The organism is Pseudomonas sp. GNP012 (genome assembly GCF_054343835.1).
Genome location: NZ_JBTGUU010000001.1, coordinates 3828400 through 3841003 on the forward strand (window position 1 = coordinate 3828400; position 12604 = coordinate 3841003).

Genomic DNA, 12604 nt, shown 5'->3' on the forward strand with positions numbered 1-12604 from the left:
CCTACAATGAGATATGCAGATATCTGTCAATTGCCGCAGAGCAACGGGAGCAATCAATTTGACCAGCATGGAACCCGGCAACACCGGTGTCGATCCGCGCCTGAGCTTCGATGACCCGCTTCTGGATGGTCTGCTGATCCTCTGCAAACTCCACGGCGCGACGGTCAGTCGCGCCAGCCTCAGTGCCGGGCTCCCCATGGCCCACCAACGCCTGAGCCTGGACCTGCTGCCCCGTGCAGCGGCCCGGGCCGGTTTGCAGGCGCGCCTGCTGCGCCGTGACCTCAAGGACATCTCGCCGCTCAACCTGCCCGTGCTGCTGTTGCTCAACAATGGCCGCACGGCCGTCCTGCGTCGTTATGCCGAGGACGGCAAGGTGCTGATCCTGCCCAGCGAAGCCGACGGCGGCGAACAATGGCTCAGCCCTGAAGAGCTGGCCGAACACTACAGTGGCCAGGCGCTGTTTGCCCGGCCGCGCCACGAACTCGAAGACTTGCGCTCGCCGCTGGTGCCTCGGGTCCAGGCTTGGTTCCGCGATACGCTGAAGCTATCGAAATGGCTGTACAGCGACGCGATCCTGGCGAGTTTCCTGATCAACCTGCTGGGTCTGATGGTGCCGCTGTTCGTGATGCAGACCTACGACCGCGTAGTGCCGAACCAGGCCACTTCGACCTTGTGGGTGCTGGCGATCGGTCTGCTGATCGGCACCGCTTTCGAACTGGTGCTGCGGGTCGTTCGCGCGCACCTGCTGGATACCGCCGGCAAGAAAACCGACGTGATCCTGTCGGCCACCCTGTTCGAGCGCATCACCGGTATGGCGATGAAAGCGCGGCCGGCGACCATCGGTGGTTTTGCCCAAAGCATTCATGACTTCCAGGGCCTGCGGGAGTTTCTCACCGCCGTGACTCTCACCAGCCTGATCGACCTGCCCTTCTGCCTGCTGATGCTGCTGGTGATCGGCCTGCTCGGTGGCTGGCTGGTGGTGATTCCGATTCTGGCGTTTCCCATCACCATCATTTTTGCCATGGTGATCCAGGTACGCCTGCGCGACACCGTACAGAAAAGCCTCAGCCTCGGTGCCGAACGCCAGGCGTTGCTGATCGAAACCCTCAGCGGCCTGGAAACCCTCAAGGCCTGCAGCGCCGAAAGCGAACGCCAGCACAAATGGGAAAGCACCCACGGCGCCCTCACCCGCCTCGACAGCCATGCGCGCAACCTCTCGGCCCTGGCCACCAACGGCACGCTGTTCATCCAGCAACTGTCGGGCATGGCGACCATCGTCGCCGGGGTCTACAGCATCATCGCCGGCAATCTCAGCGTCGGTGCCCTGGTGGCCAGCTACATGCTCGGCAGTCGGGTACTGGCGCCACTGGGACAGATCGCCGGCCTGATCACCCGCTACCAGCAAGCGCAACTGACCATGAAAAGCACCGACGCGCTGATGGGCCTGCCCCAGGAGCGCGACGCCAAACAACGGCCATTGGAGCGCACGCAACTGCAAGGGGCGCTGGATGTTGTCGGTGTGACCTTCCACTACAACGGCCAGAATACCCCGGCGCTGGCCAACGTCAGTTTCAGCGTGAAACCCGGTGAGCGAATCGGCGTGATCGGTCGCAGCGGCTCGGGCAAAAGCACCCTGGCGCGGCTGGTGATGGGTTTCTACGAACCGGAGGAAGGCCAGCTATTGCTCGATGGCCTGGACTTGCGACAGCTTGACGTCGCCGACCTGCGCCATCAGATCGGTTACGTCGCTCATGACTTGCCGCTGCTGGCCGGCAGCCTGCGCGATAACCTGACCCTCGGCGCGCGCTACATCAGTGACTCACGCATGCTCGAAGTGGCCGAACTCACCGGCGTCACCGAACTGGCCCGGCAACACCCGCAAGGCTTCGACCGGCCCGTGGGCGAGCGCGGACAGTTGCTGTCCGGTGGTCAGCGCCAGGCGGTTTTGCTGGCCCGGGCCTTGTTGCTCGACCCGCCGATCCTGCTGCTCGACGAACCGACCAGCGCCATGGACAACAGCAGCGAAGACGTTCTACGGCAAAAACTCCACGGCTGGGTCCAGGGCAAAACCGTGCTGCTGGTGACTCACCGCACCTCGATGCTGAGCCTGGTGGATCGGCTGGTGGTGCTGGACAACGGACGGATCGTCGCCGACGGGCCGAAAGAAGCAGTCATCGATGCACTGCGCAAGGGCCGTGTCGGCTCTGCGGCCGTCTAGGAGCTGGCCATGTCTGCTGACCTGCCTGTTACAACGAAAGGACGTGGCTACTTCAACAGCTTCGGCAAAAGCGCCGAAGTCGAATTCATGCCGGAAACCGCCGGCGCCTCGTTGCAGGACTCACCGCGCTGGTCGCGGATCACCGTGTGGCTGACCGCTGCACTGCTGATCTGCGCACTGATCTGGGCCAAGTTCGCCGTGTTGCAGGAAGTGACCATGGGCGAAGGCAAGGCGATTCCGTCGAGCAAGGTCCAGGTAATCCAGAACCTCGAGGGCGGCATCGTCACCGAAATCTTTGTGCGCGAAGGGCAGATGGTGAACAAGGGCGACACCTTGCTGCGCCTGGATGACACGCGCTACCTGTCGAACAAGGGCGAAAGCGAAGCCGATCGCTACGCCTTGACCGCGCAGGTCGAACGGCTTTCAGCCGAAGCCGAAGGCCGGCCGTTCAAACTGTCAGAAGAAGTGATCGCCAAGGCGCCGCAAGTGGCCGAAGACGAGCGCTCGCTGTACGAACAGCGGCAACGTCGACTCGCGAGCGAGCAGCGCACACTGTCCGAACAACTTCGGCAAAAGACCCAGGAACTGGCAGAGTTCCGCTCGAAACAGGGTCAATTCAGTTCCAGCCTGGCGCTCCTGCAACAAGAGATGAACATGTCCACGCCGCTGGTGGGCACCGGTGCCGTGTCACCGGTGGAAATCCTGCGCCTCAAACGCAGCGCCGTGGAGATTCGCGGCTCGCTGAACGCCACCACCCTGGCGATCCCCCGAGCGGAATCGGCGATCAACGAGATCAAAAGCAAGATCGACGAGTCGGAACAGACCTTCCGCTCGGAAGCGGCCAAAGAGCTGAACGAGAAACGCACCGAACTGTCGAAAATCACGGCATCGAGCATCGCCATCGACGACCGCGTGACTCGCACCACCGTGGTCTCGCCGGTGCACGGCATCATCAAGGTGCTGAAGGTCAACACCATCGGTGGTGTGGTCCAGCCCGGCAGTGACATGGTGGAAATCGTGCCGCTGGAAGACAACCTGCTGATCGAAGCCAAGGTCCGCCCGCAGGACGTTGCATTCCTGCATCCGGGCCAGAAAGCCATGGTCAAGTTCAGTGCCTACGACTACACCATTTACGGCGGCCTGAGCGCCAAGCTGGAGCTGATCGGCGCCGACACCATCACCGACGACAAGGGCAACAGCTTTTATCTGATTCAGGTGCGCACTGACAAAAACCATCTGGGCGGGGATGTCAAACCGCTGCTGATCATCCCGGGGATGGTGGCAACGGTGGACATTATTACCGGGGAGAAAACGGTGCTGGATTACCTGCTTAAGCCGGTGCTCAAGGCGCGGACTGAGGCGATGCGGGAAAGGTAGGCAGCCTCCAAAATCTGCTGTGACTGATATGCCGCTTTCGCGGACAAGCCCGCTCCCACAGGTTCATTGGCGTTCGCAAACTTTATGTACAACACGAACACTGTGGGAGCGGGCTTGCCCGCGAAGAGGCCGGCACATACACCGATCACTTGTCGGCATGATTACGCTGGTAAACCTCCTCCCCCATCGCCGCAATCTGCCCCTCGATCAACGCTTCGAACGGCTTCAACAACGACGCAAACGAAGTCGGCGCTTCGAGGGTTTCCAGCGCCTGCACAATCGCCTCCACGGTCGACAGCGCCCCCGGCCCCGGTGCCTTGCGCAGCCGATAACGGGACACACCGCCTTCGGCCAGCGTCACCCTCGGCAACGCCGCCAGCAGCGGATTGAGGTGCAGCATCTTGCGCGCCTTGCGCCAGGTGCCATCCGGGACGACCAGCAACATCGATTCATCAGAGCAGCCATAGGCTTTCATCGGCTGCGCTTCTTCGCCCGGAAACAACAACCGCGCCGTATATCCCGGACGATTCAACAACACCGGCAAATCCTCGAACACCTCGCCCACGATCAACTCGGCATTGTTCAAGCCCAACGCTGCCAACCGCGCTGTATTGAGTGCATGGTTCACTTCGCTCGGATGCTGCAACAACAACACGCGAGTGCGGCTGTCGAGATTCGGGATCAACGGGCACAGGCAATGAGATTGCGGACGCAGGCAGCGTGGGCATTGGATTCTGGACATCTTCTCAGGCCTGATTCAGTTGGGCTTTAAGCAAATCACGGAACGTCTGGATCAGCGGCTCGCGGCTACGGCCCCGGCGCACGATCATCGAGAACGGCGCCTGATAACCAAAGGTCGCCGGCAGCAACACCCGCAAGTCGCCCTTGTCGGCCCAGGCCTGGGCGTAGTGCTCCGGCAGGTAGCCGATGTAGGCGCCCGACAGCACCAGAATCAACTGGGCTTCCATACTTTCCACGGTAGCGGCGCTGTGCTTGAAGCCGTGACGCGCCAGCTCGGCCTGGCTCCAGTAGCCACGGCCGACCATGCGCTGCTGAGTGATGACCTGCTCGGGAATGCGCCGCTCGTTGAACAGCGGATGCCGCGTGCTGCAGTACAACCAGTGTTGTTCACGGTACAGCGGCATATACACCAGACCGCTCATGCGCGTGGAAAACGCACCGATGGCCAGGTCGAGACGGTTGTCCTGTACGCCGAGCTGCAGTTCGTAAGGGCTCATGACCGACAGGTGCAAGTGCACGGCCGGGTGTTCCTGGCTGTAGGCGCCGATGGCTTCGGCGAACGGCAGGGCCTTGTCGCTGACGGTGGAGTCGATCACCCCGAGGTTCAAGGTGCCGCGCAACTCGCCCTTGAGGGCGGCGGCGTACTGCTCGAAGCCTTCGAGTTCGCCCAACAGACGCAGGGTTTCCTGATGGAACAACTCACCCTTGCTGGTCAGGCTGAACCCGCCACGACCGCGATGGCAAAGCACCAGGCCCAGGGCCGCTTCGAGCTGGCTCATGTAGGTGCTGATGGCTGACGTCGAGAGGTTGAGCTCCTGCTGGGCGTTGGCAAAGCCCTGGTGACGCACCACGCTGACGAAGATGCGCAATAGTTTCAGGTCGGGTAAAGCGTTGGCCATGTCGGGCTCCGGTGGAAGGGAACACAAACCCTGTGGGAGCGGGCTTGCTCGCGAAAGCGGTGTATCTATTTACATTGATGGCGACTGATACGACGCCTTCGCGAGCAAGCCCGCTACCACAATGGTTGCAGTGCTCACCCCTGGATTGCCAGGCATCAGGGGTTCTGCGTATGGCGTGAAGTCTATCGCTGCCACATCAATTAGTTTAGAAAAATCTGAACTAAGTATTTGCCCGTAGCGATTCTTCCCGGCCACTACATTTCGCAGAATCGTTGCCACAAGGTGCGCCCGTACTTCCGTGAACGGCGCAACCACATAAATAAAACAACGACGATGAGGCCCTACCCGTGGACAAGATTCTTCACCAACCACTGGGCGGCAACGAAATGCCGCGCTTCGGCGGCATCGCCACCATGATGCGACTCCCCCATTTGAATACCGCTGCCGGTCTGGACGCTGCCTTCGTTGGCGTGCCGCTGGACATCGGTACCTCACTGCGCCCTGGCACCCGTTTCGGGCCTCGCGAAATCCGCGCTGAATCGGTGATGATTCGCCCGTACAACATGGCCACTGGCGCTGCGCCTTTCGACTCGCTGTCGGTTGCCGACATCGGCGACATCGCGATCAACACCTTCAACCTGCTCGATGCCGTGCGGATCATCGAAGAGTCCTACGACAACATCCTCGAACACGACGTGATCCCCCTGACCCTGGGCGGCGACCACACCATCACCCTGCCGATCCTGCGTGCCATCCACAAGAAGCACGGCAAGGTCGGCCTGGTGCACATCGACGCTCACGCTGACGTGAACGATCACATGTTCGGCGAGAAAATCGCCCACGGCACCACGTTCCGTCGCGCCGTTGAAGAAGGCCTGATTGATCCGGACCGCGTGGTGCAGATCGGCCTGCGCGCCCAGGGCTACACCGCTGACGACTTCAACTGGAGCCGCAACCAGGGCTTCCGTGTGGTTCAGGCCGAAGAGTGCTGGCACAAATCGCTGGAGCCGTTGATGGCTGAAGTCCGCGAGAAAGTCGGTGGCGGTCCTGTCTACCTGAGCTTCGACATCGACGGTATCGACCCGGCCTGGGCACCAGGCACCGGCACCCCGGAAATCGGCGGCCTGACCACCATCCAGGCGATCGAGATCGTTCGTGGCTGCCAAGGCCTCGACCTGGTCGGTTGCGATCTGGTAGAAGTCTCGCCCGCTTACGACACCACCGGCAACACCTCGCTGCTGGCCGCCAACCTGCTGTACGAAATGCTCTGCGTACTGCCTGGCGTAGTCCACCGCTGAGGGTTGGTCATGAATGAACGCGATCAGGTTCTCAAAGCCGCCGCCGACCTGGTGTCCGCTTTTGCCCGTAACGATCGCGAAGCCTACTTCGGCGCGTTCAGCTTTGAAGCCAGCTTCGTCTTCTACACCCTCGAAAAGCCCCTGCTGTCGCGCGACGCCTATCAGGCGATGTGGGACGGCTGGCGCGCCGAGGATGGCTTCGAGGTGCTCTCGTGCACCTCGAGCAACGCTTTCGTCAGCCTGCAGGGTGACGTGGCGATTTTCATCCATGACGTAGCCACCGAGCTGCGCATGCAAGGGGAGCAGCACTTCAGCCAGGAGCGCGAGACGATTGTTTTCAAGAAACAAGCGTCTGGCCAAGAACAACAAGGCCTATGGCTGGCCTGTCACGAACACTTGTCCGCCTTGCCGGAAGGGCTGCCACCCCCTTAGCCAAACAGGTGACGCTCACGCACGATGAGCGCGCCTTTATGATCGGAGCAGATCATGAATAACAACAACAAAGACCAAAGCCTTACGCAAATTGAAACCCACGGGGTCGAACAGATCCCGGACAACGAACGCACCGCAGGCCCGACGGACTTGTTCCGGATGATCTTCGGTGGTTCCAACACCTTTGCAACCGCCGTTCTCGGCAGTTTCCCGGTACTGTTCGGCCTGTCTTTCCAGGCGGGCGTCTGGGCGATTGTGCTGGGCGTGTTGCTGGGTTCGCTGATCCTCGCGCCAATGGGCCTGTTCGGCCCGATCAACGGCACCAACAACGCCGTGTCTTCCGGCGCACACTTCGGCGTGCATGGGCGGATCGTCGGTTCGTTCCTGTCGCTGTTGACCGCCATCGCCTTCTTCTCGCTCTCGGTGTGGAGTTCGGGTGATGCGCTGATCGGTGGGGCCAAACGCCTGGTCGGTCTGCCGGAAACCGATCTGACCCTGGGCCTTGCCTACGGTCTGTTCGCGATCCTGGTGCTGACGGTGTGCATCTATGGCTTCCGTTTCCTGCTGTGGGTCAACAAGATCGCGGTGTGGAGTGCCAGCCTGCTGTTCCTGCTGGGAATCTTCGCCTTCGCCGGTCCCTTCGACGTGAACTACGCCGGCACGGTGAACATGGGTCAGCCAGGTTTCTGGGCCGCCTTCATCGGTGCAGCACTGGTGGCCATGAGCAACCCGATTTCCTTCGGTGCGTTCCTCGGCGACTGGTCGCGCTACATTCCGCGTGACACCTCCAAGCGCCGCATCATGGCGGCGGTGGTGATTTCGCAGATCGCAACGTTCATCCCGTTCCTGTTCGGCCTGACCACCGCCACCATCGTAGCGATCAAGGCACCGGACTACATCGCGGCCAACAACTATGTCGGCGGCCTGCTGGCGGTATCGCCGAGCTGGTTCTTCCTGCCGGTGTGCCTGATCGCGGTGATCGGCGGCATGTCCACCGGCACCACTTCGCTGTATGGCACCGGCCTGGACATGTCCAGCGTATTCCCACGGGTACTGTCGCGGGTCAAGGCAACGCTGCTGATCGGTGTGATGTCGATTGCCTTCATCTTCATCGGGCGCTTCGCGGCCAATCTGGTGCAGAGCGTGTCGACCTTCGCCGTGCTGATCATCACCTGCACCACCCCCTGGATGGTGATCATGATCATCGGCCTGCTGGTGCGTCGCGGCTTCTACTGCCCGGATGACCTGCAAGTGTTCACCCGCGGCGAGAAAGGTGGCCGTTACTGGTTCACTCACGGCTGGAACTGGCGTGGCCTGGGTGCCTGGATCCCGAGCGCGGCCGTCGGCCTGTGCTTCGTGAACCTGCCGGGTCAGTTTGTCGGACCGCTGGGCGAATTGGCCGGTGGCATCGACATCAGCCTGCCTGTGACCTTGGGCCTGGCCTCGCTGGTGTACCTGGCGCTGCTGAGCCTGTTCCCGGAATCGAGCGAAGTGTTCGGCCCGAACGACCCTCGCAGCAAGAGCACGGATTCGCTCGCCAAACCGGCGATGCGTCAAGCCGCCTGATGTAACACAAGACCTGTGGGAGCGGGCTTGCTCGCGAAGACGGCAGCACATTCAACACTGATGTGACTGACAGACCGCTTTCGCGAGCAAGCCCGCTCCCACAAAAAGCTGCCCCACAGAAACGCCTTTGTTCCACATAAAAAAGACAATCGGAGACACGCCATAATGGCTTTGGATTTATTCGTTGTACTCATCTACGCCGCCGCGATGTTGCTGCTTGGCTATTACGGCATGCGCAAGGCCAAGACCAACGAAGACTTTTTGGTCGCCGGTCGTAACCTCGGCCCAAGCCTGTACATGGGCACCATGGCTGCCACCGTTCTGGGCGGCGCGTCCACCGTGGGCACCGTGCGTCTGGGCTACGTGCATGGCATCTCCGGCTTCTGGCTGTGCGCCGCGCTGGGTTGCGGGATCGTGGCGCTGAACCTGTTCCTCGCCAAACCGCTGCTGAAACTGAAGATCTACACCGTTACCCAGGTGCTGGAAAAACGCTACAACCCGATGGCCCGCTCCGCGAGCGCGGTGATCATGCTGGCCTACGCGCTGATGATCGGCGTGACCTCGATCCTGGCGATCGGCACCGTCCTGCAAGTGTTGTTCGGCCTGCCGTTCTGGATCTCGGTACTACTGGGTGGTGGCGTCGTGGTGATCTATTCGGCCATTGGCGGCATGTGGTCCCTGACCCTGACCGATATCGTCCAGTTCGTGATCAAGACCGTGGGCCTGATGTTCATCCTGCTGCCAATCTGCATGTACCGCGTCGGCGGTTGGGATGAGTTGGTGTTGAAACTGCCGGCGGCAAGCTTCAGCTTCACCACCATCGGTTGGGACACCATCATCACCTACTTCATGATCTACTTCTTCGGCATCCTGATCGGTCAGGACATCTGGCAACGGGTGTTCACCGTCAAGACCGCCAAAGTGGCTCAGGTTGCCGGTACCGCTGCCGGTATCTACTGCATCCTCTACGGTCTGGCCTGCGCCCTGATCGGCATGGCTGCACACGTACTGATCCCGGATCTGGACAACGTCAACAACGCCTTCGCCGCCATCGTCAAACTGTCCCTGCCGGACGGTATCCGTGGCCTGGTGATCGCTGCCGCACTGGCCGCCATGATGTCCACCGCCAGCGCCGGCCTGCTGGCCGCTGCCACCACCCTGACCGAAGACCTGCTGCCGAAACTGCGTGGCGGCAAACAGTCGAGCCTGGGCCTCAACCGTCTGGTCACTATGCTGACCGGTATTGTGGTGCTGGGTATCGCCCTGGTGGTCAACGACGTGATCAGCGCCCTGACCCTGGCCTACAACCTGTTGGTGGGCGGCATGCTGATCCCGCTGATGGGCGCGATCTTCTGGAAACGCGCCACCACCGCCGGCGCCATCGCCAGCATGGGCATGGGCTTTGCCACCGCGCTGCTGTTCATGTTCAAGGACGGTCTGGATGCCAACACCCCGATCTACTACAGCCTCGGTGTAAGCCTGGTGAGCTTCGTGGTGGTCAGCCTGTTGTCCCGTCGCACGGCTGTGGTGGCGAGCGCCGCCTAAGCTGAAACATAACGACTCGATGCTTTCTTCGACGAGTGTGGCGTCGGTTGCCACACTCGTTTTTTTTCGTCTGAAGGAAACTGCTCATGAAGATCGTCAGCCGCGAACAGTGGTTTGAAGTGAAACATCTCAGCGATGGCATCCGCCTGATTCACGAGCCGTACATCCGGCCTTTCTACCGCTGCAACCTCTGGCACATCCAGGGCCGTGACAAGGACCTGCTGCTGGACAGTGGCTCGGGCCTGGTCAGCCTGCGCGAGCAACTGCCGTGGATCACCGAGCGGCCGCTGGTGGCCGTGGCCAGCCACTGCCATTTCGATCACATCGCCGGTCATCACGAATTCGCCGAGCGCCTGGTGCATCCGGCCGAGGCAGACATCCTGGCCGCGCCGGATGGCGATAACGACTTGAGCAAAGCCTTTGTCGGCGACGACATGTTCGAGGCGCACCCCGATTGCCCGCTGTGTTACGCCGAATACCGGGTCAAGGCCGCGCCGGCCACGGGGTTTGTCGAAGATGGAGATGTGCTGGACCTGGGCAACCGCGTGTTGCAGGTCGTGCACACACCGGGACACTCGCCGGGTGGCATCTGCCTGTACGAAGCCGCCACCGAGACCTTGTTCAGCGGCGACATCATCTACGACGGGCCGCTGATCGAAGATGCGTACCATTCCAACCTCGAGGACTACGCACGCAGCCTGCAACGCCTGCATGCGCTGCCGATCCGCACGGTGCATGGCGGGCATTTCGGCAGTTTTTCCGGAGAACATTTACGCGGCATGATTGACGAATGGCAGCGCTCACACGGCTAAAGCCTGCTGTACTCAACGGCAGGGACTGCAACGGCAGGGAGAACTGCTCCCACCTCCTCGAAGAACGATCATGAAAGAAGCCGCCCTTCGTGCTGTCGTACATCGCTACATCAGCCGCCTGCTCGAAGGCCGGGATGACTTCGATGACAACGCCAGTCTGGCGCAGTTGGGATTGGACAAAAAAGATATCGAAGAGCTGATCTTCCATCTGGAAGATGAACTGGGTGTCACGGCGTTTACCGTGGAAGAAGACCGGATGCTCAAGACCGCCAGGACGGTGAATGATCTGAGCCGGTTCTTGATGGAGATCGGACGGCATTGAGGCTGAATGCCAAATATGTTGCAGGACTGAATGGCAGGATGCTGTTCTGTGTCGAGGGGGCTTGCCCCCGTTGGGCTGCGCAGCAGCCCAAAACCCTTCAACCCGGTTACATCTGGCGGACCACGTCAGGCGATTTACGACTGCTTCGCAGCCGGACGGGGGCAAGCCCCCTCGCCACAGCAAGCTACCTCGCCACAGCAAGCCCCTCTCACTAGCGATCCGGAGCCATTACCGGCGTCGCTGCTGGCGCCGACGCTGCTCGTCGTCAGTACGAACAGGTACGGGCTGCATTGGCGGTTCGATCAGGCCGAGCGCCACGCCCAGGTCATGCAGCCAGTTTTGGATTTTCTCTTTCATGGTGCCCCCTTCAGGGTAGTGCCGAGCGGCCAAAATTCTGTAGCCCCTTCGCACTGATAATAGTCCGAAGTCCTACGCAATGCTCGTGCAAAGTCGCAATGATCTGTTACTGAATCCATCAAAATCAGCCGGCGTTCAGGCAATTTCCTGCGCCTGCACCGGTACTGGCGGAAAAACCGCCTGTTGCTGCTCGATCCAGGCATTCAGGTTGGCTCCGACCATGCCCTTGCGCCACATCAGCCAGGTGGTCGCGCTGGCAAACGGCTCGGCCAACGGATGCACGGCCACACTCTCGCGGCCCGGCAGGCTGGCGAGCATCGACTCCGACATCAGCGCCACACCGGAACCGGCAATCACACACGCAAGCATTCCCGGATAGGATTCGATCTCCATCGCCCGGCCCATCGCCGCATGGTCATGGGCGAACCAGGCCTCCAGGCGCATACGGTAGGAGCAGCCCTGGCGAAAGGTGAACACCGCGCGACCTTCCACATCCAGCGCGCTGCGCACGGGCGGATGATCGGCCTCGCTGATCAGCACCAGGCGCTCGTCGCACAAGGGCACACCGTCGAGCCCGGCCAGCTCCATAGGGCCATCCACCAGCGCCGCATCGAGTCGACCGGTGAGCAGGCCTTCGAGCAATTCACCGCTGGGACCGGATTGCACTTGCAGGTTCACCGCCGGATACAAGCGGTGATAGCGCGCCAACAGCCCCGGAAGGTGAATAGCCGCCGTGCTGTACATGGTGCCGAGCACAAAGTCGCCCGCCGGTTGCCCGCCCTGCACCGCCGCGCTGGCTTCGTCGCGCAAGGCAAACAACCTGGCGGTGTAGTCCAGCAGGACTTTCCCCGCAGGCGACAGCTGCAAGCGCTGACGCTCGCGCAGGAACAGCTCTACACCCAGTTGCTCTTCCAGCTGTTTGAGCCGGGTCGACAGGTTCGACGGCACTCGATGCAGCCGTTCGGCGGCCCGGGTTATGGACCCTTCCTGCGCCACTGCCTGGAAGATGCGTAATTGGCTGAACTCCACGACATTCT

General features: G+C 61.4%; 12 protein-coding genes. 8 read left to right on the top strand and 4 right to left on the bottom strand.

Annotation, left to right across the window (positions count from 1 at the left end; genetic code table 11):
- The first annotated feature begins 58 nt into the window (after positions 1-58).
- Together ACXX83_RS17180 and ACXX83_RS17185 are read left to right on the top strand one after the other, a co-directional pair.
- The gene (locus ACXX83_RS17180; protein WP_458549151.1) at positions 59-2218 is read left to right on the top strand and encodes a type I secretion system permease/ATPase; all 2160 of its coding nucleotides are present in this window, start codon (positions 59-61) and stop codon (positions 2216-2218) included.
- A gap of 9 nt (positions 2219-2227) precedes the next feature.
- Positions 2228-3595: an HlyD family type I secretion periplasmic adaptor subunit gene (locus ACXX83_RS17185; RefSeq protein ID WP_458549152.1), complete on the top strand. Its 1368-nt coding sequence runs from the start codon at positions 2228-2230 to the stop codon at positions 3593-3595.
- A 145-nt stretch (positions 3596-3740) separates the two neighbouring features.
- Here the strand turns inward: ACXX83_RS17185 and ACXX83_RS17190 are convergent, their stop codons facing one another.
- Positions 3741-4337: a tRNA-uridine aminocarboxypropyltransferase gene (locus ACXX83_RS17190; protein WP_458549153.1), complete on the bottom strand. Its 597-nt coding sequence runs from the start codon at positions 4335-4337 to the stop codon at positions 3741-3743.
- 4 nt (positions 4338-4341) lie between these two features.
- On the bottom strand, positions 4342-5235 hold the full coding sequence (locus tag ACXX83_RS17195; protein ID WP_007972518.1) for a LysR family transcriptional regulator: 894 nt from the start codon (positions 5233-5235) through the stop codon (positions 4342-4344).
- A 347-nt stretch (positions 5236-5582) separates the two neighbouring features.
- Here ACXX83_RS17195 and speB point away from each other — a divergent pair, with 347 nt between their 5' ends.
- From speB to ACXX83_RS17225, 6 genes are all read left to right on the top strand, one after another.
- Positions 5583-6533, top strand: coding sequence for an agmatinase (gene speB / locus ACXX83_RS17200; protein WP_007972517.1), 951 nt, complete (start codon positions 5583-5585; stop codon positions 6531-6533).
- Positions 6534-6542: 9 nt separating this feature from the next.
- Complete coding sequence (locus ACXX83_RS17205) at positions 6543-6965, top strand: YybH family protein (protein ID WP_015096319.1); 423 nt, start codon at positions 6543-6545, stop codon at positions 6963-6965.
- A 54-nt stretch (positions 6966-7019) separates the two neighbouring features.
- Positions 7020-8531, top strand: a complete 1512-nt coding sequence (locus ACXX83_RS17210; RefSeq protein WP_458549154.1) for a purine-cytosine permease family protein — start codon at positions 7020-7022, stop codon at positions 8529-8531.
- A 165-nt stretch (positions 8532-8696) separates the two neighbouring features.
- Positions 8697-10076, top strand: a complete 1380-nt coding sequence (locus ACXX83_RS17215) for a sodium:solute symporter family protein (protein WP_458549155.1) — start codon at positions 8697-8699, stop codon at positions 10074-10076.
- 86 nt (positions 10077-10162) lie between these two features.
- Complete coding sequence (locus ACXX83_RS17220) at positions 10163-10888, top strand: MBL fold metallo-hydrolase (RefSeq protein WP_458549156.1); 726 nt, start codon at positions 10163-10165, stop codon at positions 10886-10888.
- A 70-nt stretch (positions 10889-10958) separates the two neighbouring features.
- Positions 10959-11210, top strand: coding sequence for a phosphopantetheine-binding protein (locus ACXX83_RS17225; RefSeq protein WP_217836038.1), 252 nt, complete (start codon positions 10959-10961; stop codon positions 11208-11210).
- A 228-nt stretch (positions 11211-11438) separates the two neighbouring features.
- Here the strand turns inward: ACXX83_RS17225 and ACXX83_RS17230 are convergent, their stop codons facing one another.
- Positions 11439-11567 (bottom strand): PA1414 family protein, encoded by a 129-nt coding sequence (locus tag ACXX83_RS17230; RefSeq protein ID WP_263986899.1) that lies wholly within the window; start codon positions 11565-11567, stop codon positions 11439-11441.
- Between the two features lie 135 nt (positions 11568-11702).
- Positions 11703-12596 carry a putrescine utilization regulator PtrR gene (gene ptrR / locus ACXX83_RS17235; RefSeq protein WP_458549157.1) on the bottom strand — a complete coding sequence of 298 codons (894 nt, stop codon included), beginning with the start codon at positions 12594-12596 and terminating at the stop codon, positions 11703-11705.
- Positions 12597-12604 lie beyond the last annotated feature (8 nt).

Coding starts and splice junctions, on each gene's coding strand:
- ACXX83_RS17230 (WP_263986899.1), bottom strand. CDS start 11,567: ATGAAAGAGAAAATCCAAAACTGGCTGCATGACCTGGGCGTGGCGCTC.
- ACXX83_RS17185 (WP_458549152.1), top strand. CDS start 2,228: ATGTCTGCTGACCTGCCTGTTACAACGAAAGGACGTGGCTACTTCAAC.
- ACXX83_RS17210 (WP_458549154.1), top strand. CDS start 7,020: ATGAATAACAACAACAAAGACCAAAGCCTTACGCAAATTGAAACCCAC.
- ACXX83_RS17220 (WP_458549156.1), top strand. CDS start 10,163: ATGAAGATCGTCAGCCGCGAACAGTGGTTTGAAGTGAAACATCTCAGC.
- ACXX83_RS17195 (WP_007972518.1), bottom strand. CDS start 5,235: ATGGCCAACGCTTTACCCGACCTGAAACTATTGCGCATCTTCGTCAGC.
- ACXX83_RS17225 (WP_217836038.1), top strand. CDS start 10,959: ATGAAAGAAGCCGCCCTTCGTGCTGTCGTACATCGCTACATCAGCCGC.
- ACXX83_RS17205 (WP_015096319.1), top strand. CDS start 6,543: ATGAATGAACGCGATCAGGTTCTCAAAGCCGCCGCCGACCTGGTGTCC.
- ACXX83_RS17215 (WP_458549155.1), top strand. CDS start 8,697: ATGGCTTTGGATTTATTCGTTGTACTCATCTACGCCGCCGCGATGTTG.
- ACXX83_RS17190 (WP_458549153.1), bottom strand. CDS start 4,337: ATGTCCAGAATCCAATGCCCACGCTGCCTGCGTCCGCAATCTCATTGC.